Genomic DNA, 24797 nt, shown 5'->3' with positions numbered 1-24797 from the left:
CAAATAGTTTTCTTTTTTTACATTTTTTATTAAAAATATTTTTAATCCCAAACTATTCACGAATTCCAACTAAAAAAACACCTTTCTGCATGAGCGCAGAAAGATGCTTTTTCCTTAGTGATGATGACCGCTGTTCCCGTTTTCCGGTTGCACGCCGTCTTGTAACATTTTAAGGTCTGCCTTCGAAAGTTCACCGATGATAAACTGTTTTGTCGGCATGATCATCGTACTGTCAACACCCGCATGAACCTTCACATAATACAGTCCTGATTTCGGCAACGCTTTTTGAATGGAGTAAACCCCGTTTTTTTCTGTTTCAGCCGGTTCCATACTGTATGTCAGCGTCCCGTCCGCCTTCCAAATCTCGAAGTGAACAAAGTCGACCTGACTGAGTTGTTTTTCATTTTGCCAGACCGTCGCTTTGAATGTGTGACTTTCCCCTTCTTGATCCGGCTGCTTGTTTTTCGGCAGTTCTAGCTGTACCGAAAGCGGCTCAGCGACCGCGTACTGATCTGCCGCATCCGGTGCCACCGTACATCCGGCTAAAGCACTGCCCGATACGATACTGATGAATACGCCCAGTCCAATTACGTGTTTACGCATTTAAAAACCTCCTGACAGCCGGAATCCGTCGAATGATCAGGAAATCAACCAACCAAACGATAATCAACGACAGACCGACGAGCGGGAACAGAATGCCCAGCAGAATCAACACGAGGATAAACCACTTGACCGATTTCGCCGGTGGTCCTTTGGGTGCTCCTGTTCCCTTACTTGGTTTACGTTTCAACCATAAATAAAATCCACTGACAGCTACCAAAATAATCCCGAGACAAATCAACAAACTGATCAACTGATTGATCAAACCAAATTCCGTTCCTTTATGCAAAGTAATTCCGAGCGCAACGGCTTTGCCGACAAGACCGTAGTTGTCAAAACGATAGTCTGCCAAGACAGCACCTGAGTATTGATCGAGATGGATCGTCGCTTCGTCCTCCGCTTTCGCCGGATAAGCCGACAATGTATACACCCCTGTCGGATCGTTTGGAATACTGATGGCATAGCTCGGATCCATGCCTTGTTGTTTCGCAATCGACACGATGTCGTCAATCGACGCCGGAACCAACCCTTCGACGTTTGATTTCGGCACATCGAGCGTCTCCGCCGCCCAAGGAACTTCCGCCACATCTTTCGTTTGAACGGCTGACACCGGTGCCTCGCCTCCCCAGATCGATGGCGGATAACCGAGCCCTTGGTTGGTCGCAAGCGACTGGAAGTTAGTACCCCAAAAGCCGGACCATGGAAGACCCGTCAAGATCAGAAACAGCATTCCGGCCGTAATCCAAAACGCCGGGACGGCATGCAAGTCGCGCCGGAATATCTTTTTCCCTTGCCGCACGCGTGGAATGAAGACACCTGACCAACCGGTTGTTTTCTTGCGCGGGAACCACAAGAACAATCCTGTCACGATCAAGACGATTGCCCAACACGCGACCAGTTCGACGATGCGGTCACCAATCGTTCCGGCCATCAACTCACCATGAATCTCTTCCACCTTATTCATGATCCGGTCGTCATCCGCCAATTCGCCGATGATTCTCCCAGTATAGGGGTTGACGAACACGGTTGCTGACGCATCAGCTGTCGCAATCTTCACTTCACTGGACCGTTCGTCAGATTCTCCCGGCCGATATGTTGTGATGCTTGCGTCCGGATAATTCGCTTTGACGGCATTGATTTGTTCTGTCGCCGATATCCGTTCGTCTTGCGGTGTGACCTCATAATAGTGTTGATATAAGTTCTGTTCGATTTGCGGTTTGAATAAATAAATCGATCCGGTCACAGCCAGCATGACAAGGAACGGTGCAATTATAATCCCGGCATAGAAATGCCACCGCCAAACCGTTCGGTAGAAAGAAGACGCTGTCTGTTTCGCCGACTTGGCTTGCGTCGATGATTCCGTAGGTTCCATTTGATTCATGTACTTTCCTCGATTCCTGACATTAATATTTCAGTAACTTACCTAGTTTAGCGCACGCGATGACGAAACAAAAGAACATGAGGCGGTAGTTCCGCCCCATGTTGCTTTTTAATGATGATCTGCACCATGTCCGTCATGCGTTGCCGGTGCCTGCGACTGATACATCGCTTGTGCCTGCTCAAGCTCTGCTTCTGAAACGTCTCCCACCTGAACGAGTGACTTCGGTGTATAGACTTTTTCACCCACATGGACCATCCCGTTCACGACGTAGACACCTGACTTTTTAAACGGAATGCTGCTTACGTAATGCCCCTCTTTATTTTCCGTTTCAAACGTCTCCGTGTCCTCACTTCCAATCGGCGTGACCTGTACGTGGACGACATCAATGTCCTGCGGATTTTCAATTTCAACAGCGACCGTCGTGCGTTTATCGGCTGCAATTTTTTCAGGTGCGTACAGCCCAACCTTCATCATCGGCGGTGCTGCTTTCGTTTCAAACTGACATCCGGCAAGTAAAAGGACACTGCTGACCAATGCTCCTGTCATAAACAGTCGTTTCATGCAGCTACCCCCTGACTTTTGTTGCGACGACGGCTAAAGATCAGCAGATCGAGTACAATGATGGCAATGACCGACAAGGCGGCAAGCGGCATCGTCAAGCTGATCAGTAAAATTAAACCGGCCACGATTTTTTTGACACGTTGGTCGACGGCACGTTTCGGAGCGGTTAACTTTCCGGCTCCGTTCCGGCGTTTCCACCACAAGACGACTGAACTGACGACGATGAAAATCAAGCCGAGACAAAGCGCCAGCCCCACCAGTTGATTCAACAGACCAAACAGCTTTCCTTCATGGAAACCGATTCCCATCGAAATCATTTTCGCAAGCAGTCCATAATCAGCAAACGTCACGCTCGATAACACCGTCCCTGAATATTGATCCAGATGCATCGTCTTCTCGTTCATCGGATTACTGTGTAAAGATGAGATCGTATACACGCCTTGTTCCCCTTGCGGGAGCGTGATTTGATACGGTTTGACGATGCCCAGTTGTTTCGCCTCGACATCGGCTTCCGATACGCTCATCGTCAGGGGCTTCGCCGGTCCCGAAGTCGGTACGACATCATTTTGCGTCGCCCATGGTATGTCTGTCGCAATATCTTTTGTGACGATTTGTGACGTCAAGGTCTCATCCGGTCCAAATGCATATTGCGGGAAGTTCGAATTGGTTTTCGTCGCGACCGTATTGATCCATTCTCCGGCAACACCCGACCAAGCGAGACCCGAACCGATGATGAGGACAAGACCAAACGTCGACCAGACGGCAACCGAACCGTGAAGACCTTTCCAAAAATTACGCGATCCGTCCTTCTTTTTGAAAGACGGGAAAAACACCCGTTTGAAGCTTCCCTGTTCGCCGCGCGGCCAAAAGAGATATGTACCGGTAATCAATAAAATGATGGCCCAACTTGCTGCGAGCTCGACGAGCAGATTGCCGACTTTCCCGGCAAACAACTCACCATGAATTGTTTTGATGAAGCCAAGCGGACCTTCACCCACCCGCTTACCCGTTACTTCTGCCGTATACGGATCCACATACACGAATCCGGATTCTTCACCAAACATTGCCCCCATCCGTGTTGTCCGGTCAGCTTCTTCAAATTGCCCGATGGACGAAACCGTTGCTTCCGGATACTTCTCTGTCACCGCCTGCACTTGTTTTTCTAAAGCAACACGTTCCCCGGACTCTTCGGTAAATACCATTTCGCTGTAAAGCCTGTCTTCAATCTGTGGTTTAAATAAGTAAATCGACCCTGTGACGGCAAGAATAATAAAAATAGGTGCAAAAATAATGCCTGCATAAAAATGCCACCGCCACATTGATTGGTACCAACTCCGCTGTTGTTTCGGAGTTCGATTCCGTCCTTTCATCATGAATCCCCCTTATCCCCTAAAAAATATGTCCACCCTGTGAACACAGGATAAGTATAAGCGTTTACATAACCTTTAGACCGTTGACACTATGGCGATTTTTTGCCAATCCGGTGATATCTCTGCGTATTAATTAAGTGAGATTATGAGGTCTTTCTCCACAATTACTTCATAGCTTCTATATGATAGTACTTACTTTTTCTACAAGTTCTCTAAATGATTTTGAAATCTTTTCATATTTTTTAATCTTTTTTAAATCCAAACGAAATCCGGGTGCGTATGCTGTTCAGAACGATGAGGAAATGAATTACCAAATTGGTTAAAATACACACCCAAATTTGAGAGGATGAGACAAAATGAAAAACACGAAAAAATTCGCAGCAACAGCAATGGCAGCAGCACTCGTATTACCAGGAACAGCGGCATTCGCTTCTGGTGGCGGAGATGAGATGAAACATGAGGATGGCGCGAAAAATGTCACGGTCAAAACAAAAGCCGCTGATCTTCGTGCAACACTTGATCAACTACTCTCTGAGCACTTCGTGCTTGCCGTCATGGACATGAAAAAACAATATGACGGATCAAAAGACGCAGAATATTACGAAGCGGCTCTCAAACAGAACGCACTCGACATGACGCCAGCGATCGCATCGGTCTACGGTGAAGAAGGCGCGAAACAGTTCGAGAAAATCTTCGTCGACCATAACAAATACACAACCGATCTCGTCAAAGCCGTCAAAGCGGACGACCAAGACGGCATCAACGCTTCAAAAGCGGAAACAGAAGAGTTCGTCCAAGATCTCTCGAGCTTCCTTGATACAGCAACAGAAGGTAAACTGCCGAAGGCAGCAGCGGAAGAAGTTCTCCGTGCCCATGAAGCGGACGTCTATAAAACATTCCAACAATATGCAGCCGGTGACTACGAAGGATCGTACAACACGTTCCGCGAAGGATACAGCCGCATGTATGACATCTCGAAAGCACTCTCAGTCGCGATCACAACACAGATGCCTGAGAAGTTCGACAACACAAAAGCGGATACAAAAGCAGCTGACCTCCGGTCAACACTCAACAGTCTGGCAGCAGAGCACGTCGCACTGGCTAACATCAGCATGACAGCAGGCGTCGATCAAGCGAAAGACTACGATGCAGCAAACTGGGCAGAAGACATGCACACAGCTGACTTCAAAGCGGCCATGAAATCGGTTTACGGTCAAGCAGGCGCGGACCAGTTCGAGCAAGTTTGGACGAAAAACCACATCGAAGCACAAGCCAACCTTGTCACAGCAGCCATCAATGACGACAAGAAATTGATGGGTGACGCTCAAGAGATGCTTAAAATGTTCTCAAATGACTTCGGTGCGTTCCTTGGCGCAGCAACGGAAGAAAACCTTCCGACAAAAGCAGCACAAGAAGCCGTATCTGGCCACGAAACGTATATCCAAGATACATTCATGCAGTACACGGAAGGCGACTACAAAGGATCAGTTGATACGTTCCGTGAGTCTTACGCTTACATGTACGGCGTGGGAGCAAACCTCGGTGACGCAATCGTCAAACAATCACCAGAGAAGTTCATGGACGGTACACCAGGCTCAATGCCAAACACTGGTAACGGCGGCATGAGCGACAACAACACAGCAGCAACGACTGGTGCGATCGCACTCTTCGGTCTCGCACTTGGTGCAGCCGGAATCGTCCTCGCTCGCAAACGTCAAAATGCATAAGATTAATGGATGAACAAAGCCCCCCTTCAGAATTCGTTTCTGAAGGGGGGCTTTTTATGTAAAAAAGACAACCTGTCCACTTCTCAGTGTTCAGTTGTCTTATTCCGTCACGTAACTTTCTTCTTTTTTAATGCGTTGCCGACGTTTCGCATGTACGAGACTTGAAACAACTACCGTTAGCAGGACAGCTAAGATCAGCATCACCATACTCGGGTTTTGAATTAACCACATCCAAAGCTCCGACCATGTGACCGCCTCTCCGATTCGAACAATCAAAAACGTCCATAACCCGGTGTAGAGACCTGCCGCAGCGAATGTCATCGCCAAATAGCGCGGTAACGGATAACCGAGCAACCCGGCAACGTAATGAATCGGGTGCCGCACACCCGGTAAAAAGAACGATAAACCGATTGCCCACAACCCACGGCGTTCCAAAATCGACTCGGCCTGCTCCAGAAATTTAGATTTCATGAAACGTTTCACGAGCGGAATCTCCCGGAAAAAACGTGCGAGCAGATAAAACCAAGTAAACGCAATAAAAAAGACCGGCCATGCCGCAAGCCAAATCAAAATCGGATGAATGCCTTCCCGTAACCGTAATGCAACGTGTCCCATCATCAGCACATCATCCGATAAAGGGGTAAACATAATGCCGCCCGCTAACCGAACCAACGCCATAAAATCCATGATTCTTTCACTTCCCTCTTTTTTCTCTCTATAGTTCAAGTATGCCCTTTTTTTCTATAGTTGAGCCCTTTTCTTTTCTTAACTAGTTCTTATATTTTCACGATGTCCTAAAAATATGATTTTAAATCCGTACATTGTTTCGATTAGAAGTGGCTGTACTAAAGTACTGAAGCATTTTTTCGGGAAACCCTGCAATCGGTTTCTGTTTTCGAAATAATTGGAATGATTCAAACACGGTGGTAATACCATTTTGAATGTGCGAAAATAGCACCTATTCAGCTTTACTACTCTTTTGAGAAAGGATGATTGGTTTGAAGTTTAACATCGGTCTACTGGGACGTATCGTGATCGCCATCGCATTTGGAATTATAGTAGGTAGTCTCGTCACCGAACGCTTCGATTGGATCGTCCGTTCTTTTGTAACGTTTAACGGCATATTTGGTCAATTCTTATCGTTCGCCATCCCACTCATCATCCTCGGCTTTATCGTTCCCGGGATCGGAGAACTTGGTAAAGGTGCCGGAAAGCTGGTTGGCATCACTGCCCTCATCGCTTACCTGTCAACGGTTACCGCCGGACTCCTCGCTTATGGAACGGCCGTCAGCCTCTTCCCTAAAATGTTGAGCGGCTCATTCGGCAAGATGGAAAACCCAGAAGAAGCGTTGCTGAAAGGCTTCATGGAAATCGAAATCCCGCCGGTCTTCGGCGTCATGACAGCTCTTGTCATGGCATTCGTGTTCGGCATCGGGATCGCTGCCGTCAAGAGTGATCGACTGTTGGAACTGGCGGTTGATTTCCGCAGCATCATTGAACTCGTAATTGCGAAAGTCATCATTCCGTTACTTCCATTCCATATCGCGGGAATTTTCATGAACATGACGTATGCCGGTCAAGTCGCAGAAATCCTTTCTGTGTTTGCCCTTGTCTTCGTCGTCATCATCATCTTGCATTTTGTCATGCTGACACTTCAATATGTCATCGCAGGCATCGTCAATAAAGAAAATCCGTTCCGCCTCCTCAAGACGATGATGCCGGCTTACTTCACTGCCATCGGGACACAATCTTCGGCAGCAACGATTCCGGTTACGCTGCGTCAAACGAAGGCGAACGATACCGATGAGGAAGTCGCCAATTTCGTCGTCCCGCTCTGTGCGACGATTCACCTCGCCGGCTCAACGATTACATTGACCTCTGTAGTCATTGCGATTCTTTACTTGAACAATCTGCCGGTGACATTTGGTCAAATCTTCCCGTTCATTCTCGCTCTCGGCGTCACGATGATTGCTGCACCGGGCGTTCCGGGTGGAGCTGTCATGGCTGCAACCGGACTGTTTGTGTCGATGCTCGGATTTGATCAAACGATGGTCAGTCTGGCGATTGCCCTGTATATCGCGCAGGACAGCTTCGGTACAGCCGCTAACGTTGCAGGTGATGGTGCCATCGCGAAAATGGTACATGCCGTCAAACGCAACACATCGATTCTCGATGAAAAAAAGCCGCGTGAAATTGCTTGATGCGGATCTCAGCGGTGCCTTCTGAAACGATTCATTGAACGGCACATTCCAAACGACTTCGCATGACGCGAAGTCGTTTTTTCGTGAACGGATTCCGGGGAAAAGCAGGGATTTCGTTTCGCGTACGAGAAGGTAGTCTAAGAACATAACTGCTGAAACGATAGAGGAGGAATTTCCATGTTACATCGCCGGAAGACCTATACGATTCGCCCGGAACGACTGCAGGAATTTACCGAGTTCTTTCACACGTATCTCTACCCGTTACAAATCAGCCATGGCGCCCGTCTTGTGGGTCGCTGGGTAAACGAAGCAGAAGATGAAGTCATTGCGATCTGGGAATACCGTGATCGTGAACATTACGAACAAGTCGACCGGGACGTCCGTGGCAGCACGTTGCGCCGCGAAGCGATGAAAAAACGCGCCCGACTCGGAAAAAACCTTTATATTAAATCAACGGAAGACTTTTTGACGGCGACCGGTGTTTATGCGCCGCCGCGTGCCATCGTCAGCGTCACCGCTTATATCACGAACGAAGCCGGGGAAGTCCTGCTTGTCCGCAATCTCCATCGTGGGGACACGTATGAGATGCCGGGCGGTCAGGTCGAAAATCATGAATCGATTCTTGATGCCATCAAGCGTGAAGTCAAAGAAGAAACCGGCGCTGATGTCACAATCGACGGCATCACGGGGATTTATCAAAATATCTCGAGCCACGTGCTCTGCGTTGCTTTCCGCGGTACGTACACAAGCGGAGAACTTCGTCCGCAGGAAGGGGAAACGGCGGAAGTCGGCTTCTTCCCGCTGACGCGCGACACTATCGACACGTATATCAAGCGGGAACACTTCCAGTTGCGGACGCTTGACGCGATGGATCCACATTACTTCCCGCATGCCTTATATAAAGTCAGACCGTATGAACTGATCAGCCGTTATGACGGAAATGCAACGTCATCTTTCCGTTAATTAACGTATAATTCATCCGTACTCAACAAAAAAATCCAGTAGTAGACTCTATACGTCTACTGCTGGATTTTTGAATTCAGGTTCATACATGCATTCTGTTAGAGGGAGAGTGCAATCAGGTCGACAATCACGTGCGCAATCCAGGAACCCCAAATACTACGACCTGTTTTAATATAGAGGTAGTTGAAGATCACTCGAGCCACACCTTGCAGAAGAAGAACATGCAAGAGTGTCGATACGAATGAACCATCCCAGTATGACGGAATATGCATGAGACCGAAGACGACAGCACTTAACAGCGTACTCGTCCACATTGATAATCCTTTACTCCGTGCGCCTTCAAGAATACCGATCCCGAGCAATTCTTCACCCATCAGCATGAACGGCATGATAAAAATGATTTGTCCCAGATGACCGGATGCCGGATTAGCCGCCCATTCCATTCCTGCCATACCCGATAATAACCCAATCAGCAGACCCACGACAAAGTAAAGGATGACGCTAAGGGGAATCATCCAAATTTTCTTCGGAAATGAAAGTACTTGAAGACTATCCTTTTTAAAAGCTACTGCCCATGCGACAAGCCCACAAACAAATAGTGCTGACCATGCTGACTCCCACTGTACTAACGCTCCAAAACCAATTAATAATAAAATTGCTCCTATTACTAAGCCACTGTTTGTCGTCCGCATCGTTTTCATGACATGTTCCTCCTTGAGTAGTTACACGATGTCTAAATCGTGTTTGATTTGATACTTGAAGTATAAGACGTATATTCGGGAATAATTCCAATAGTCTCCTATTTAGTACCTGTCCTTTTTAGGAACGTTTATTCTTTTGTCTCGTTCTTTTCTCATTAGGAAGTAGCAGTCCATTGACTATGAATACAGGAGGGATTTTTATCTTATCTCACGGAGAATTACTGAGGGAACTGCGGATCAAAAAAGGCGTCACACAAAAAGAACTGTACAGCGATGTCATGTCCAAATCCTATGCGATCCGATTTGAACAGGGAAAACATGAGATCTCGTTTCATCTCATCCAATTACTCCTCGAACGGCTCGGTATAGAACTTGATGAATTCCTGTACATTCAACATGAATACAAGGAATCGCTCGTCGAACAATTTTATGATGAGTATGGATTAAAGGGCAATGCGAATGATATTAAAGGATTGATGACGTTACGGGAGACCTATCGCGACTTTCCTGATTCCTACCAAAATGATTTACGGATTGCCGAATTAGATGCTCGTATCGAGCAACTTTCCTATTTCAATCAATACGGTGTGCTGTCGAAAGAAGCGGTCTCACAAGAGACTCGTGATACGATTCACGACTACTTGGACCAGATTCAAACCTGGACGATTGGCGAACTACGTTTTTTTGCGAACACACTTGATTTCATTGACTATGAGCGGAAAACAGAGTACTTCCGTAGCATCCTCCCCTCCCTGCATCGTTACAAGCACTTTAAGCGCGGACGGACCGTCATCTGTACTTTGCTGATTAATGAAATCCATGAATTGATCATGAGCTCTGAGTTGAATATGGCGCAAACTTTACTCATCCAACTCGATGAATTTTCGCAAGGGATCGAAACGATGTTTTATCGAAATACTCATCTCTTTTATACAGGACTCCTCCTGATTGCCAAAGGTGAGCACAACACTGGGAAACAGGACGTCGAGCAGACGTTGATGATCTACAACGTACTCGGTTATCACCATCAAGAAGAACTCTCCCGCTCTTTTTATGTCACCCTTCTCGAAGAAGAAGGACCGGATTCGGATATCAAATAAGTGACTTTTTACATTCGTTCCTCTTGATATCGATAAAGTAAAGCTATATCAAATAAGAGGACGGTGACTTTTTTGAAAAAAACACGTTATTCGGGAACGATGCTGCTAGAACGAGTTTTGATTTCCATTGTTTTATTTTGGCTTGCTTACATGTACATGCAGACGCATTTATTCGGATCGAAGCTAATGATACCGTTAACCGGGTTCCTATCGGTGCAACTGTTTTTGCTTTAAAATCATGTAAGTATCCATTTACTTTTCAACCCAAACATCCCCTGCCACACGACATCGTCATGTGGCAGGGGATGTTGTTTTATCTGCATTTTCGATCAGACAGACGGAGCCAGAGCCAATCGAACGGTAATGCCGGCGTCATCTGTCACGTAAATAACGTCGTCCGTACGTTTCATCTCATACGACGTCTGTTCGATTGCCGAAACTGCTGCTTCACGTGACGCTTCAGTCGGATAAATCAGTGTCCAGTACGAAAGTCCAACGGCGTCCGACGGTGTTTCCGGCGCATCAACACCTGCCCAGACGTTTGTTCCGATATGGTGATGATAACCACCGGCAGCAAGGAACAATGCCCGCATTCTCGAAGCATCCGCCGCCACATCAAAGCCGAGCGTCTCGACATAAAACTTCCGCGCCGCTTCCAGCGATTTGACGTGGAAATGGACGTGTCCCATGACCGTATCCGCCGGCATTCCGTACCACTCTTCCTCACCCGCTTCAACGAGCATGCTTTGCCAGTCAACCGGATCGGTCGTCATCTTGACGTCACCGTTCGCTTCGTAGGTCCACGTCTCGCGTGGACGATCGGCATAAATTTCAATGCCGTTCCCGTCCGGATCCGACAAATAGAACGCTTCGCTGACGAGATGATCGCCTTGTCCGAGTTCAACCCCTTGGGCAATCAGATTACGGATGACAAATCCGAGCTCTTTTCGGTTCGGCAATAAAATTGCAAAATGATACAAGCCGGCCACCGAATTGTTCGGCAGTTGTTTTGCCGTACTGTGCTGGTCGAGCACCACGAGCGGTGTCGTTTTGGCACCGAGTGTGGCCGTCTGTTCGTCTTGTGCCAAGACAGTCAAGCCGAGTGAATCACGGTAAAAGGTAATCGATTGTGCTAAATTCGTAATCCGTAAACGGACGGGTCCGAGTGTAATGTTTGGGTCAATGTTCATCTTTTTTTCCTCCTCATGGGTTCGCTTCGTGTGTTCATTATCCATCAGGAGCGACCGGAACGGAAGTAGGCACTAAAAGGTGGTATAGTATCCTAAACGATACCACGAAGGAGGCACCACGATGGAACAGACACCCAGCTGTCGCGTCGAGACCGCACTCGAAATTCTGACCGGAAAATGGAAACCGTCGATTTTGCTCGAATTAATTACCCATGACACCCTTCGCTTCAGCGAGCTGAAACGGCATCTGCCGAACATCACGCAAAAAATGCTGACGGCACAGCTCCGGGAACTGGAACTGAACGATATTGTCCACCGGGAAATCTATCAAGTTGTCCCGCCCCGTGTCGAGTATTCACTGACCGATTATGGCAAGACGTTAATCCCCGTTCTCAACGCCATCAACGCGTGGGGCGAAAAACACGTCGAACATTTGGCGCAGAAAGAAAAATCACATGATGTGTCCATCTCCACCCCGTAAGTTTTTACTATGCTTGTTTAGATGAATCAGATGATTGAGCTGTCCTGACTTGATCTAAATATTTCGTGAAATCGGACTCATCTGAGTAAGACAGGTATAAATATTCTTTCGCTCGCGTCATGCCGATGTACATTAAAGAAACTTCACGTTCGACATCTTTTTCCAGAGGAAACGGTATTAAGTCCACCTTAATCATGAAAACAGCTTGAAAGTCCAGTCCTTTACTGCTGTCGATTGTACTCAGCTTAACGCTGTTTGATTCCGGGTTATAGGAACGTTTGGATGCTTCATTCTCAGATATCCATTGATACGAAATGCCGTATCGAGTTAAGCTCCGACGCAGGGCATCAACGACATCATGTTTATGCGTTCGCTTTACCCGATATAGGATCAGCATCTCTGAGAAGGGCACCTGCTTCGTCTGATTTAGCCGTAAGATTTGCCTTGCGACTAAATCCACTTCCTTCGCAAAATGGTCAACCTTCATTAGAGCTACTTCCGGTCCTTTTCGCCGGGTACTTAACGGTGAAATCAATTCGAAACTTTCAGTTTGTCCCGATACAACTTTATTTTTTAGCACAGAATGATTTTGGAAAAACTCCCATGCAAACTTAACGATTTGTGACGTGTTTCGATAATTGATGTTCAGGATCTTTGAGCGTCCTCTAAAATCGAGTCCCGTTTCTTTTACGTAACTTCCTTTTTTCTTATAGATTGACTGCGCACGATCCTCTACAAGTAAAAGAGATTGTGTCTCAGGATTTAAACACAGGCTGACAAGATGCAACCAAGACATTTGAAAATCTTGTCCTTCATCGATTAATATCGCATCGTATTTGGGAACAATCGCTTCTTTTTTTTCAAGCGACTCAATCAATCCATCAATCCGCTGTTCTGATGTTTTGAGACTTTGCTTTAACCATTGGTGAAAATTCAAAATATGGAGATTTTCAGGTATCTTACCTGTTACTGCGTCTCCCTGTTCGTAGGCATAATCAAATAAATCTTCCGGCTGGGCATACATCGCTTGCACCATATGTTTGATGTTTTGTGACAGTGAGATGTTGTAACAAAGGATAAGAATTTTCCAATCCGGATGCTGTTTTGCCAGCATTTTAGCACGACTCGCTAAAATAAGCGTTTTTCCGCTTCCCGCTACACCTCGAATCATCCGATGACGATCCCCGATCTGTTTTGCCAGATTTTCTTGATGCAAATCCATTGTTTTGATGTCATACAATGACAACAGTAATTGATCTTGATGAGGAATTGTTTTTTGAAATTCTGCACCTAATCGTACTTCCGGAAACAGATAGTAGCGGATGGTATTAATCTCTTCATACGTCAACGGCTCTTTTAATCTGAAGTTCACTTTAAACATTCCAATCAAGCGTTCAATAAGTTGTTCTTCCGAAAAAAGATCATCTTCCGGATTAATGGACTCACGCGCTAGCATCGATTCCATATCGATTACATGATACAACTGATTTTTGACAATCTGCTGTTCTGACAGACGGGTGAATACGACGCCGTAACCGTAAGGGAACTTAAGCTGAAATTGATATTTCCCGCTGCCTTGAATCAAATTTTTGTCTTTTTTTAATACGTCGACCACTTTAAAAGCATATTCTCTCGCTTGGACCAATGGACTTTTAACTGTATGTAAATTCCCGCTCGTCGATTGAATGGTCCACTGATCTTGATTTAATTGGTATAACGTATTGCTTGTATAATCTTTAACTTCTAACACCAGCAAACCAATATCAGGTCCGATAATGACAAAATCAGGGCGTACTCCTTTGATTTCCGGTTCAAAATAAACGATATAGTCATCCGGTAGATATTCTTTTAGTGTTCGAAACAACAGACGTTCTCCCGTTGTTGCCGATGTTCGAATCGTTTCCGGCACAGTCGTCGCCATTTCGCTCATCTCCTCTTGATTTTTAAGAATATTTTAACATTTACAATTGCCATTTAGTATCCATTTAAGTAAACTGACGGAATAGACTACGTAAGGGAGCGAAACCAATGCGTCAACTTTATGCGATTGAACAGTTGCTTGAAAGCTTAAAACAAGATCCTGCCGTCGAAGCCGTCTTTCTGAAAGGATCATTTGGCCGTGGAGAGGAAGATGTCTATTCAGATATTGACCTCTATTGCCTGGTCGCCGGTGACACATTGCCCGATTTTTTGACACGCCGGATGGATCATCTGTCTGCTTACCGCCCCATCATCTGGAAAGACGACATCTTCATCGTCGCCCCGCAGTTGATTGCCGTCTATGACGACCTCTTACATATTGATTTGTTTACGGTGACACTCGATTCCTTGAATCACCACGATACGATCCGTGTTCTGTACGATCCGGCCGGACAACTCGATCGTTATACCGACACGTCTTCTCTGGCACTGAGTACACAAGAAGCAGAAGACGAAGCGATTGATGCGATCTGGTTCCTGTTCCAGTACCAAAAAGCAGCCGGACGCGGCAATGCCTTATGGGCGGTTGAAATGTTGCGGAGTGCCTTGACGAAATTCGCCAAAGTGTTGCTGCACCGTTACGTCCCCGACCGGGCCCAACTCGGTTTAAAGACGATTCCTGATTATTTACCGGACGCTCCACGCCTGCGCCTGGAAGCGATTTATGCGGTCCTCGTTCCGGCCACGCATGGCGAAGCAGCTCGTCTCTACCGGGAATTTCTGCAGGCAGAATTACCACATCTGCAACAGATGCTGATCCGTCAGCCGGATACGTTACAGTTACTCGATCGACTGTTGGCATCCGAACAAGTCTATTGAGACCATAAAATCCAGCTTCGTGCAAAAAGCCGATCCCTCCTCTTAAAAAAAGAAGGAATCGGCTTTCTTGTGTGATTTTCAGGAGATTACTAGAGAAGCAGGCAAGACGAAGACTCCTACGGGAAAAGTGGAACCGGTGAGACCCCGCAAGTCGCGCAGGCGACGAGGAGGCTCACGTTTCGCCCGAGGAAAGCGAAGTCTTGCCTGTGTATCTCATGGATTACGTAAGGATATTGACTTTCGTCTATTTGAGAGCGCGTTCTGTTTTCTTGCTCACTTCACTTTAATGACGATTTTCCCTTTGGCATGTCCTTCTTCGCCGTAATCATGCGCTTCTTTAATCTGGTCTAAATCAAAGATCCGGTCGACGACCGGTTTTAACTCTCCCCGTTCAACGGCCTGGGCGATATGTTGCAGCCGCTCGCCTGTCGGTTGCATGAAGACATAGGCGACGCGTGCCTGCGCTTCCTTCGCCTGATCTTCATCGGGTGGTGTCGAAATCGAGACGAGCATTCCGTTTGGTTTAAGCATGTGGTACAACTTCGCTTGTCCGTCGCCGCCCATCGTATCAAACACAAAATCAAGATCACGGACACGATCCGCCGGGTCTTCCTGTTTATAGTCGATGACTTCGTCTGCTCCGAGCGCTTTGACCCAGTCGACGTTTTTTGTACTTGTTGACGTAATGACGTGTAATCCGTGCGCTTTCGCGAGTTGAATCGCGACTGTTCCGACGCCGCCTGAACCGGCACCGATAAAGATTTTGTCCCCTGCTTTCGCGTCCATCACTTCAAACATGACCTGCCATGCCGTGTGGGCGACGAGCGGGAGTGACGCTGCCTCTTCGAACGTCAGCGCTTCCGGTTTCTTGACGACAAGATGAGCATCGACCGCGACATACTCGGCATAAGTTCCTTGACGGGCGATATCCGGACGGCTGAACACTTCGTCGCCGACCTTCAAGTCCGTGACATTCGCCCCGACTTCTTCGATAATACCGGACACATCCCAACCGATGACGAGCGGCATATCGTAACTGAGCATTTCTTTTAAGTATCCTTCACGCAACTTCCAATCAACCGGATTGACACTTGCTGCATGCACTGCAATCAAGACGTCATCGGCTCCGATACCCGGACGGTCGAGTTCCCCCACTTTAAATTGCTCCGAACCACCGTACTGTTCAATATAGGCTGCTTTCATGTCATTTCCTCCTCTGATTGTTGTACCTTCTAGTTGTTCCCGTTCACCACTTGCGACAAACGAAAAAAGTGTACCGACTCGTCAGAATCGGTACACGTGTGTCAGGCATGAGCTGTCTGTTGCAGTGTTAATGCCGTGGCATTTAACGTATGGATGGCCTGCTGTAAATCAGCGATTTGTTCGACTTGCGACCGTGTCAATCCGGACAGTTGATCACTGCTCGTCAGTAACAGATCCATGAAGGCGTCGAGCTGTTCCGTCGCCTGTGCGATGTTCGTCAGACTGTTTGTGATCGTCACGAATTGTTGTTGTGCGCCGCTGATCGCTTGCACGGAATCGTTCGAATCGGTTGCAATCGTCTGCAACGCGGTTTGACTCCGTTGCATCCGCGCTTCCTGCTCCCGTAGCAAATTGGTGCTGGCATCAATTGAGTTTCCGGTATGCATGACATCACGATCGACCCGTTCGATGATCTGATTGATTTCCGTCGAAGCCGCAGCCGTCTGCGCGGACAGATTCCGGATTTCCTGAGCGACGACGGTAAACCCTTTCCCGAACTCACCGGCACGTGCCGCTTCGATTGAGGCATTTAAGCTCAAGAGATTGGTTTGTGTCGCAATCGCATTGATGCTCGAAGTGATACTGACGATCTCTTTGAAACGTCCTGCAAGCTGTCCAAAGGCGGTGACCGATTCATCCATGCTTTCGGTTAATTGTTGTAACGACTCGCCGGCTTCGCTGATCGTAGCCTGACTTTGCTCAGCCGTGACTTTTGATGATGAACTGAGAGCAAGTGCCCGATCGACGGCTGTTGCCACATCTGCCATCAACTCGACGTTATCAGTGTTCATCCGTTTAATCTGTCGGACGGATTGGACATTTTTCGAAGAATTATCAGCCAGCATCTGCATCGCTTGATCAATTTTCTCGAACGAGGCTTTTGCCGTATCGACCGTTTCACTCATCTCTTCCGTGAACGTCGTGACATCCGTTGCGGTCGCCGCTGACTGACGAAGCGTCAGTTGAGACGTCTCCGCATAATGTTCGGCTTTTTCTTGTTGGCGCTTCACTTCCCGCATGACGTTTCGCCCAAATACGGCGACGAATGTCGCTGCCGAAAAGACCATCAAGTAGATGACGAAAGCGACGATCATGTCAAACGTGTTCGTAAAGACGATGGTTCCAAGCATCGTAAAGAGAACCAGTTCAAACAATCCGAGGACACCTGCGAGCACGACCAGGTGCGGGATAAGATAGACGATCGAGATTGTCAGATAGAGATAAGCAATCGTCCAGATGCTTTGGGACGGTAAGGTGATAAGCACCAGTGCCAGGACGAGGTACGTCAAGACGATTTGAATGTATTTCCCGCTCGGCTTTTCACCGAAAAACTGATTTCCGGCAAGCAATGCGACTGTTAGTAACAGTCCGCCGGCTAAAAACTGATAAAAGACACTCATCGGGACATAGCCGATTTGGGCAAAAATAAAAATCAAGGGATGGGCAATTGTAATCAATACAGGGATCAGACGAGAGAGTATTTTTGTACTCAATCGTTCAAGCGGTGAGACCATCTGCAAAACTCCTTCTGTTGGATTCGTACACTTTCTTATCGTCCAATTTTGAGATGACGTTTAGTCTCCATAAAAATTTTCATGACTTGACGCTTGATTTCTGAAAAGCGTATGGTAAATACAAAATGAGTGAAAGAAGGCTCTCTATGCTCTATCTATTAGTCGGGCTCGCCGGTATACTCGGTGCCTCTGCCCGGTATGGTCTTGGTCTTCTCATCGGACACGTTGCGGTGGGTGCGTTCCCGTGGGCGACGTTAAGCATCAATTTAATCGGTTGCTTCGTACTCGGCTACGCGACACATTTTTTATTTAAGACAACCTTGCTGCATCAGTATGCGATGACGGCACTTGGAACCGGTTTTGTCGGTTCCTTCACGACCTTCTCGACGTTCAGTGTCGAATCGGTTGAATTGTTGCGGGCTGGTGTGTACAGTTATGCGTTCGCCTATATCAGTCTCAGTTTGTTTGGCGGCCTGTTGTTGTCTTACGTGGGTTACCTCCTCGGATCACGCCGGTTACGCCGCTTTCAAAAGGAGGAGGTCTCATGAATTTCCTCGCTCTTGCGACCGGTGCCTTTTTTGGGGCAATCAGCCGCTTCGCCTTAAGCCAGTGGATGAAAACGGTGTGGAAACAGGATTTTCCGTTGGCGACATTCCTCATCAATGTGCTCGGTTCGTTTTTACTCGGCCTTGTCATCGGCTCACACCTCGATTCGACCTGGACGTTGTTGCTCGGGACCGGATTCCTCGGCTCATTTACGACGTTTTCGACTTTTAAGCTAGAAACGCTACAACTCGTTCAGAATCAAAATCGAAAGACATTGGTGCTGTATCTCGGACTCAGTTACCTTTGCGGAATTGGTGCCGCTTTTTTAGGAATTATTCTTGCCTGATCGACATGAAAAAACCAGAATCAATTCCCTGCCTCAAGGAATCGATTCTGGTTTTTCGCTGTTTTTTAGTCATTCAGCCAGAACAAGCCGACTGTTTCTGCTCCGGCGTGTGTTCCGATTGCCGGACCGAACGTCCCGTCGAGCACCGTCAGTTCCGGGAATTTTGCTGCGACTTGTGTCCTTAAATCAGCCGCCATCTCTGGTGCCATCGTCGTTGCGACATAAATCCGGTTTTTATAAAACGTCTGCTGACGCATCGCTTCTTCGACCTGTTTAATGATTTCGATGTACGCCTTTTTCAGCGACCGCGCTTTTTTAAACGGGACGATTTTTCCGGATTCGTCCGTCGTGATGATCGGTTTGATGCTGAGCAGGTTGGCCAGGAACAAATCACCGGATGAGACACGTCCGCCCCGGCGCATCGTCTCCATGTTTCCGACAATCATGTAGAAATGCGTTTTCTTCGCCAGTGCATGCAAGGCTGCCGTAATTTCTTCGACTGACTTGCCTGCTGCTTCGAGCTCCATGCCGTAACGGATGAATTCCTGTTGGTTTTCAAACGCCGTATGGGAATCAATGATATGGACCGGGAAGCTGGCTGCTTCCGCTGCCGATGCTGAACTTTGCACCGTACTCGACAAACCGTTCGTACAGTGGACAGCGATCGCACAGTCATATCCTTCTTCTTTTAATCGTTCATACGTCCCGACGAATTCCCCAAAAATCGGTTGCGAGGTTTTGGCGACCAACTTCTTGTCTGCCTCAAGCGCGCGGAATAACCGTTCGACGGTAATCGTATCTTCGTTATATGCTGTCTCACCGAGCAAGATTTGAATCGGTACGACATTGACGCCGATTGCTTCTGCCTCTTCCTTTTTGAAATAGGCCATACTATCGGTCACCCATGCTATTTTAGTCATTTTCCTATGCCTCCGTTAGATTCTTCTCGCTTTATCCTACCATACTCGCTTAGGATGTTAGCAAAAAAACGTTACTGCATCCGACTAAATTGGAAGGTCGTCCGTTTTTCATAGACCTCACCGGCCCGCAAGACGACAGACGGAAAATCCGGCTGATTGATGGCATCCGGCAACCCTTGGGTCTCAAGACAAATTCCAAGATACGGTGTTGCGCGACGTCCGGCGATGGTAAAGTCGCCCGCCAGATGATTGCCCGTATAGACGACGACGCCCGGTTGATCGGTTTCGACACGCAGTGTCCGGCCGCTGACCGGCTCTTCCAATACGATTTCCCCGCCTTCTTTTAATAAAAACGGGTGGTCGACACCGCTGCCGGCCTGACGCAATGCTTCATCACTCGCATGTGTCACTTCATACAGAGAACGCGCTGTCCGGAAGTCAAAGACGGTCTCATTGACGGATAAAATCTCACCCGTCGGAACCGACTCCTCATTTAACGGAATATAAAACGGTGCATCCATTCGCAAACGGTGCTGCTCAATCGTCGTTTTCGCATTTCCCGTCAAATTGAAATACGTGTGGTTCGTCGGACTGAACGGTGTCGAAGCCGTCGTCGTCGCGTGGTACGTTAAAATCAACGCATCGTCATCGGTCCAGTCAATCGTCAACCGGACATCAAGTTGTCCCGGATAACCGTTTTCGCCATCCGGACTCGTCAACAACAGGTGGAGCGTGTCGCCGTCGATTTCATGTTCAAAAAATCGGTTCGACCAGTTGACGCTGCCGCCATGCAGATGATGCTCCCCTTCGTTTTGTTCGAGGATATAGTTCATCCCTTCAAGCGCAAATGCTCCGTTGGCAATCCGACCGCCGACCCGTCCGATCGTCGCCCCTAAATGATGGGGATCTTCTAAATATTCTTCAATATCATCAAAGGCCAAGACGACATTTTCGACCGTTCCCTGTTGATCCGGAACGCGGATTGCCGTGATTTTCCCGCCTAAATTGAGTAGCTCTACGCTGTGTCCGCTGCGATTCATCAATGTAAAAGCGATGATCGGTTGCTCGCTGGAATACCCGACTTCTTTTGTTGTAATCATGCGCCTTATCCTCCTGTATCAATCTGCTCTTGCTTTCATTTTTACCCAGGATCAGCTAAAAAAAAACAATCGCCTGATTCCAACGCGCGGAATCAAACGATTGTCAGGTCCAGTCACTTTCCATCGGCAGGACGATTTTGATCAGCGTCCCGTTCCCGGGTCGTGAATGGATCGTACACTGAGCGGTCGTTCCATATCGCCGCATCAAGGCCCGGCGCAACAAAAAGAGATTACTCGTTTCAGGCTTTTTGTCCTGCTCCCATCGTTTCAAGAAGTCTCCCGGCAGTCCCGTTCCATTGTCCGTCACTTCCAGTACCCAATGGGCTTCCTCCTGAAATGCCCGGACATCGATCCGGTGATGGGGTCCACTTTGCGGAAAGGCATGCCGTAACGCATTGTCGACCAGTTGTGTCACGAGCAGCGGAAAGACAAAATGTTCTTCGACAGCCGTCTCGATGTCGAGATCAATCGTGACAGCAGCAGATGTCAACGGATGATGCCGGCGTATCCCTTCGAGCGATAAATACGACTTCAGCGTCAACAACTCTTCGCGTAGCGGATAGAGATCAATCCGACGAGCCGTCGTCAACAGTTGCCGTAACGCACCCAGCTGATGTTTGACCGGTGTATCCGGATCCGCCGTTTGATGAATTTCATCGACGATGCCAAGCAGATAATTGATACTCAAAATCGGTTTGATCGTTTGGTTCGGGGACTGCTCGAGTTGCTCGTCTTGATAAAGCACCAGTTCCCGCGCCAGCAGTCCGACCAGTTGTTCCATTGTCTGTTCCATCGTATCGTCAAATAAATTAGCCGGGAACCAACAGACGATGCCGGCTTTTTTTCCTTCGATCTGTAGCGGGTGAAAGGAGACGATTTGATGCGTCAGTGCATCCTCCGATCGGTGGACTACTCCGGCTTCCACCCACTCGAGAATCGTCTGATGTTGAAACAAATCGGCGGTATCGTGTCCCGTTCGGACATCCGCCAGAATCCCGTCTGCGCCGAGCAACACCACACGGTTGATCTTCGTCTCGGCCAAAATCGTCGTGCCGATCTGACGGGCAACATCGACTGTCAATCCATGTTTACGTAACGGACGGATGGCATCAAGCAGGCGATATGCGCGTGCTGACTCCCGGACAAACAATTCATGTTCAAGCTTTAACTGGGCTCGCAGAATTGCAATGAACACACTGATTCCGACAGCATTGACGAACAACATCGGAAAGACGGCCTGGCGGGTCAATTCCAGGACAAGGGCTTCGTCTGAAGCTAACAGCAGGGCAATCCCGATATCAAGAATGACGGCACTCAAGACAATCCCGATCGGTTGGAGCAAGGCATACTGATCCTTCATCCGCCAGTGCCGGCTGTACAATCCGCTTAACAATCCCGCTAAAACGGCGATGATCCAACCGGATTCCGCACCAAACGATCCGAGCCAAAAGCGATGAAAGCCTACGAGCAAACCGGTCACTCCGCCAACAAGCGGTCCGCCGAGCAGACCACTCGTCACGATAATCGTCAGTCGGGTATCGACAACCCATTGATCGGGCGAGACTGCAAGTCCAAGCAACGGATCAATTGTCTGGTCCGCCGACAACCCGATGCCGGCATAATTCATCAGGATGCCGGACACAACAAACACGCTTAACAACACCAGGTGATGGGCACGTCGCGAAGACGTCTGGAACAGGTGCCGTGACGTCCGCCACTGCGATAATAAAAAGGCCAGTAAAGCCAACATGCCTAAACGGCTGAGTAAAAACGGAATTTGCTCAAGCACCGGAAACCTCCCTTCTCATGAACCCCCTATTTTGTCTTGTTACCTCTTTCCCGGTCGCTTCACCGTTTCCCTACCAACTGAAATATTCTTTACACATTCGCCGTGAATTTCAATTTCCGACTGATCTTTTCCCGAAAAAAAGCGCCTTCCGCACAAGGCGAAAGACGCAACAGGTTATTCCGCTTGTTCAAGCGGGTGCAACCATAATTTAATTTGATTGATCTGATAGTTTTCCATCTCAATCACTTCGACTGAGAAGGCTTCCGTATCAATGTGTTCTCCCGGTTGTAAATCGATGTTGTGCATCTGAATCCAACCACCGATCGTATCGACGTCCTCATCGTTCGTAAACGTCAAGCCGAATCGGTTTTCAAGATCTTCCAGCAATACAGTACCGGCAATCAGATACTCATTGTTCGGCAACTCTTGGATTTCTTCGACTTCATCCGTGTCAAACTCGTCACGGATTTCACCGACGATCTCTTCGAGCAGGTCTTCCATCGCGACGATTCCGGCTGTTCCGCCGTATTCGTCGACGACCAATACGATGTGCGAGCGCGTTTTCTTCATCTTCCGCAACGTGTCTTGGAGCGATGTGACTTCCGAGACGACCGGTAAATCTTTCACGTAATGTGTGACCGGATGGTTATTCCCGTTGGCGAAGTCCGTCAGCATCTCTTTGACGTTGATGTAGCCGAGAATCCGGTCTTTATCGTTTTCTTCCGTCACCGGATAACGTGTAAACGGATTATCCATGAAGATTTCCATCAATTCGTCTTTTGACAACCGTTCTGAGATCGTCGCCATCCGCATCCGCGGAACCATCAAATCTTTTACGACATGTTCGTCAAACGCAAAGACGTTCTGCATGAGCGCAAGTTCCGTCTGATTGATTTCACCGCTTTGAAAACTTTGTGCCATGATGATTTTCAACTCATCTTCTGAGTGGGCTTGTTCGTGTCCAGCCGGTTTGACACCGAATAATCCAAGGAACAGTCGGGCCGAACCATTCAGCAACCAAATGAACGGGTACATGATTTTCCCGAAAATATACAATGGACGGGCAAACAATAAGGTCATTTTTTCCGCATACTGAATCGCAAGTGTCTTCGGTGCCAATTCTCCGATAACGACGTGTAAAAACGTCACGGAAATAAAGGCAATCCCGAATGACAATAAGGTCGAGACGGCAGCCGACACACCAAATTCATCAAACACAGGGTGCAAGATTTTTTCGACGGTCGGTTCACCGAGTGCCCCAAGACCAAGTGCCGTTACCGTGATTCCAAGCTGACAGGCAGACAAGTAATAATCCAGGTCGCCGGCAATCTTTTTCGCCAAGATGGCACTTTTGTTTCCTTCCTGAATCATTTGATCCAGACGCGACATCCGTACCTTAACGACAGCAAACTCTGATCCGACGAAAAACGCGGTCAACGCGATCAATAACACCACTAAAAATAAATTGATAAATAATATAGTATCCAAAATCCCCTAAACAGGGGTCACCTCCATTTTTTTGTTACAGCTGAGCAATCAACGAAGCAATCAATGTTAACCGACGCGACAATTCAAGCCGAATTTCCTGTTTTTCAAAATCCGTCGCCTGCATCAAACGCTGTTCGAGTCCCGTGACCGTGTTTTGAAGCTGCTGTACTTCCTGATAAATGGCGTCACCCGTTTTGACTTCACGCTCCGTGAAGAAAGCAAGAATCTCTTGCAGGGACAGCCGTTGTGTTTTTAAATACTCAATCTTTTGAATATGTTGAATGACATCTTCCGTATACAAACGATAGCCGGATGCGGTGCGCTCTGTTGTTAATAAACCGAGCGATGTATAGTAGTCGATCGTCCGTTTTGATAAGCCGGTGGCCTCCGCGACCTGACCGATTTTAAGCAACGCCTTCCCAAAGATCCTCACCTCCTATTCCGTTAGATAATGTTTTTATCATACCACGGTTAAACCGTACACAACAACGTTATGCTTATTAGGCAACAGGAAAAAGGGGCTGACTCAAAAAAAGAACCACTCGTCTTTCCACGCCCTTTCCTCAGGCGAGACACAAGCCCGTTTTCCTGCCTCATTCAGGCAGGAAAGAAGGTCTTGTTTGTCTCTGACTGAACTACTCCCCGTCAAGTAGACAGGTAAAATAATATAAAATTTTTAAACGGCTTGAGCCCTGAATTCCAGCGGACTTAAGCCGTTTAATCGTTTTTGATACCGTAGCTCATTATAAAATCGAAT

At 47.8% G+C, this 24797-nt stretch carries 23 protein-coding genes and 1 pseudogene; 9 read left to right on the top strand and 15 right to left on the bottom strand.

The genetic code is table 11. From position 1 onward, the window contains the following. Positions 1 to 114: 114 nt before the first annotated feature. The 4 genes from KNP87_RS15800 to KNP87_RS15785 form a co-directional block, all read right to left on the bottom strand. Positions 115 to 603: a FixH family protein gene (locus KNP87_RS15800; protein ID WP_214722256.1), complete on the bottom strand. Its 489-nt coding sequence runs from the start codon at positions 601 to 603 to the stop codon at positions 115 to 117. Then, on the bottom strand, positions 596 to 1972 hold the full coding sequence (locus KNP87_RS15795; protein ID WP_251135658.1) for a PepSY-associated TM helix domain-containing protein: 1377 nt from the start codon (positions 1970 to 1972) through the stop codon (positions 596 to 598). Before KNP87_RS15795 ends, KNP87_RS15800 begins: the two co-directional genes overlap by 8 nt. Positions 1973 to 2089: 117 nt before the next feature. Then, the gene (locus KNP87_RS15790; protein ID WP_214722254.1) at positions 2090 to 2542 is read right to left on the bottom strand and encodes a hypothetical protein; all 453 of its coding nucleotides are present in this window, start codon (positions 2540 to 2542) and stop codon (positions 2090 to 2092) included. After that, entirely contained in the window at positions 2539 to 3912 is a 1374-nt protein-coding gene (locus tag KNP87_RS15785; RefSeq protein WP_251135655.1) for a PepSY-associated TM helix domain-containing protein, read from the bottom strand. Before KNP87_RS15785 ends, KNP87_RS15790 begins: the two co-directional genes overlap by 4 nt. 356 nt (positions 3913 to 4268) lie before the next feature. On the opposite strand from KNP87_RS15785, the gene KNP87_RS15780 reads away from it, so the two are divergent. Continuing rightward, positions 4269 to 5639, top strand: coding sequence for a copper amine oxidase (locus KNP87_RS15780; RefSeq protein WP_214722252.1), 1371 nt, complete (start codon positions 4269 to 4271; stop codon positions 5637 to 5639). Between the two features lie 99 nt (positions 5640 to 5738). Here KNP87_RS15780 and KNP87_RS15775 read toward each other — a convergent pair whose 3' ends face one another. Continuing rightward, complete coding sequence (locus KNP87_RS15775; protein ID WP_214722251.1) at positions 5739 to 6326, bottom strand: DedA family protein; 588 nt, start codon at positions 6324 to 6326, stop codon at positions 5739 to 5741. Between the two features lie 302 nt (positions 6327 to 6628). Between KNP87_RS15775 and KNP87_RS15770 the strand changes: the two genes are divergently transcribed. Beyond that, the gene (locus KNP87_RS15770; protein WP_214722250.1) at positions 6629 to 7840 is read left to right on the top strand and encodes a dicarboxylate/amino acid:cation symporter; all 1212 of its coding nucleotides are present in this window, start codon (positions 6629 to 6631) and stop codon (positions 7838 to 7840) included. Positions 7841 to 8017: 177 nt separating this feature from the next. Then, the gene (locus KNP87_RS15765) at positions 8018 to 8803 is read left to right on the top strand and encodes an NUDIX domain-containing protein (RefSeq protein WP_119923755.1); all 786 of its coding nucleotides are present in this window, start codon (positions 8018 to 8020) and stop codon (positions 8801 to 8803) included. Between the two features lie 98 nt (positions 8804 to 8901). Here KNP87_RS15765 and KNP87_RS15760 read toward each other — a convergent pair whose 3' ends face one another. After that, positions 8902 to 9318, bottom strand: a complete 417-nt coding sequence (locus tag KNP87_RS15760; protein WP_214722249.1) for a CPBP family intramembrane glutamic endopeptidase — start codon at positions 9316 to 9318, stop codon at positions 8902 to 8904. Between the two features lie 365 nt (positions 9319 to 9683). Here KNP87_RS15760 and KNP87_RS15755 point away from each other — a divergent pair, with 365 nt between their 5' ends. Then, positions 9684 to 10604 carry an Rgg/GadR/MutR family transcriptional regulator gene (locus KNP87_RS15755; RefSeq protein WP_214722248.1) on the top strand — a complete coding sequence of 307 codons (921 nt, stop codon included), beginning with the start codon at positions 9684 to 9686 and terminating at the stop codon, positions 10602 to 10604. Positions 10605 to 10933: 329 nt separating this feature from the next. Here KNP87_RS15755 and KNP87_RS15750 read toward each other — a convergent pair whose 3' ends face one another. Continuing rightward, positions 10934 to 11794 carry a VOC family protein gene (locus KNP87_RS15750; protein WP_026834138.1) on the bottom strand — a complete coding sequence of 287 codons (861 nt, stop codon included), beginning with the start codon at positions 11792 to 11794 and terminating at the stop codon, positions 10934 to 10936. A gap of 121 nt (positions 11795 to 11915) precedes the next feature. On the opposite strand from KNP87_RS15750, the gene KNP87_RS15745 reads away from it, so the two are divergent. Beyond that, complete coding sequence (locus KNP87_RS15745; protein WP_214722247.1) at positions 11916 to 12275, top strand: winged helix-turn-helix transcriptional regulator; 360 nt, start codon at positions 11916 to 11918, stop codon at positions 12273 to 12275. A gap of 7 nt (positions 12276 to 12282) precedes the next feature. Here the strand turns inward: KNP87_RS15745 and KNP87_RS15740 are convergent, their stop codons facing one another. Next, positions 12283 to 14196, bottom strand: coding sequence for a 3'-5' exonuclease (locus tag KNP87_RS15740; RefSeq protein WP_214722246.1), 1914 nt, complete (start codon positions 14194 to 14196; stop codon positions 12283 to 12285). Positions 14197 to 14303: 107 nt separating this feature from the next. Between KNP87_RS15740 and KNP87_RS15735 the strand changes: the two genes are divergently transcribed. Together KNP87_RS15735 and KNP87_RS17415 are read left to right on the top strand one after the other, a co-directional pair. Continuing rightward, entirely contained in the window at positions 14304 to 15074 is a 771-nt protein-coding gene (locus tag KNP87_RS15735) for a nucleotidyltransferase domain-containing protein (protein ID WP_214722245.1), read from the top strand. A gap of 102 nt (positions 15075 to 15176) precedes the next feature. Then, a pseudogene (locus tag KNP87_RS17415) lies at positions 15177 to 15399 on the top strand (hypothetical protein); the annotation flags it as partial. Here KNP87_RS17415 and KNP87_RS15730 read toward each other — a convergent pair. Beyond that, positions 15348 to 16277 carry an NADP-dependent oxidoreductase gene (locus tag KNP87_RS15730; protein ID WP_026834143.1) on the bottom strand — a complete coding sequence of 310 codons (930 nt, stop codon included), beginning with the start codon at positions 16275 to 16277 and terminating at the stop codon, positions 15348 to 15350. The pseudogene KNP87_RS17415 and the gene KNP87_RS15730 sit on opposite strands and share 52 nt — an antisense overlap. Before the next feature lie 101 nt (positions 16278 to 16378). After that, complete coding sequence (locus KNP87_RS15725; protein WP_214722244.1) at positions 16379 to 17851, bottom strand: methyl-accepting chemotaxis protein; 1473 nt, start codon at positions 17849 to 17851, stop codon at positions 16379 to 16381. Positions 17852 to 17997: 146 nt separating this feature from the next. Here KNP87_RS15725 and crcB (KNP87_RS15720) point away from each other — a divergent pair, with 146 nt between their 5' ends. Together crcB (KNP87_RS15720) and crcB (KNP87_RS15715) are read left to right on the top strand one after the other, a co-directional pair. Next, the gene (crcB, locus tag KNP87_RS15720; RefSeq protein WP_214722243.1) at positions 17998 to 18399 is read left to right on the top strand and encodes a fluoride efflux transporter CrcB; all 402 of its coding nucleotides are present in this window, start codon (positions 17998 to 18000) and stop codon (positions 18397 to 18399) included. Further along, positions 18396 to 18743, top strand: a complete 348-nt coding sequence (gene crcB / locus KNP87_RS15715; protein ID WP_214722242.1) for a fluoride efflux transporter CrcB — start codon at positions 18396 to 18398, stop codon at positions 18741 to 18743. Before crcB (KNP87_RS15720) ends, crcB (KNP87_RS15715) begins: the two co-directional genes overlap by 4 nt. Positions 18744 to 18808: 65 nt before the next feature. On the opposite strand, the gene KNP87_RS15710 is transcribed toward crcB (KNP87_RS15715), so the two are convergent. The 5 genes from KNP87_RS15710 to KNP87_RS15690 form a co-directional block, all read right to left on the bottom strand. Beyond that, the gene (locus KNP87_RS15710) at positions 18809 to 19663 is read right to left on the bottom strand and encodes a DegV family protein (RefSeq protein ID WP_214722241.1); all 855 of its coding nucleotides are present in this window, start codon (positions 19661 to 19663) and stop codon (positions 18809 to 18811) included. 71 nt (positions 19664 to 19734) lie between these two features. Next, a complete protein-coding gene (locus KNP87_RS15705; RefSeq protein ID WP_214722240.1) occupies positions 19735 to 20763 on the bottom strand; it encodes an aldose epimerase family protein in 1029 nt (342 codons plus the stop codon). A gap of 103 nt (positions 20764 to 20866) precedes the next feature. Further along, complete coding sequence (locus KNP87_RS15700; protein ID WP_214722239.1) at positions 20867 to 22552, bottom strand: LytS/YhcK type 5TM receptor domain-containing protein; 1686 nt, start codon at positions 22550 to 22552, stop codon at positions 20867 to 20869. 174 nt (positions 22553 to 22726) lie between these two features. Then, complete coding sequence (locus KNP87_RS15695) at positions 22727 to 24040, bottom strand: hemolysin family protein (RefSeq protein WP_214722238.1); 1314 nt, start codon at positions 24038 to 24040, stop codon at positions 22727 to 22729. 34 nt (positions 24041 to 24074) lie between these two features. After that, positions 24075 to 24473, bottom strand: a complete 399-nt coding sequence (locus KNP87_RS15690) for a MerR family transcriptional regulator (RefSeq protein WP_028107138.1) — start codon at positions 24471 to 24473, stop codon at positions 24075 to 24077. Positions 24474 to 24797 lie beyond the last annotated feature (324 nt).

The sequence above is a fragment of the Exiguobacterium sp. s192 genome (genome assembly GCF_018618795.1).
Lineage (GTDB): Bacteria > Bacillota > Bacilli > Exiguobacteriales > Exiguobacteriaceae > Exiguobacterium_A > Exiguobacterium_A undae.
The sequence above is the reverse complement of the archived record's forward strand: the minus strand, read 5'-3'. Positions and strand labels throughout refer to the sequence as shown.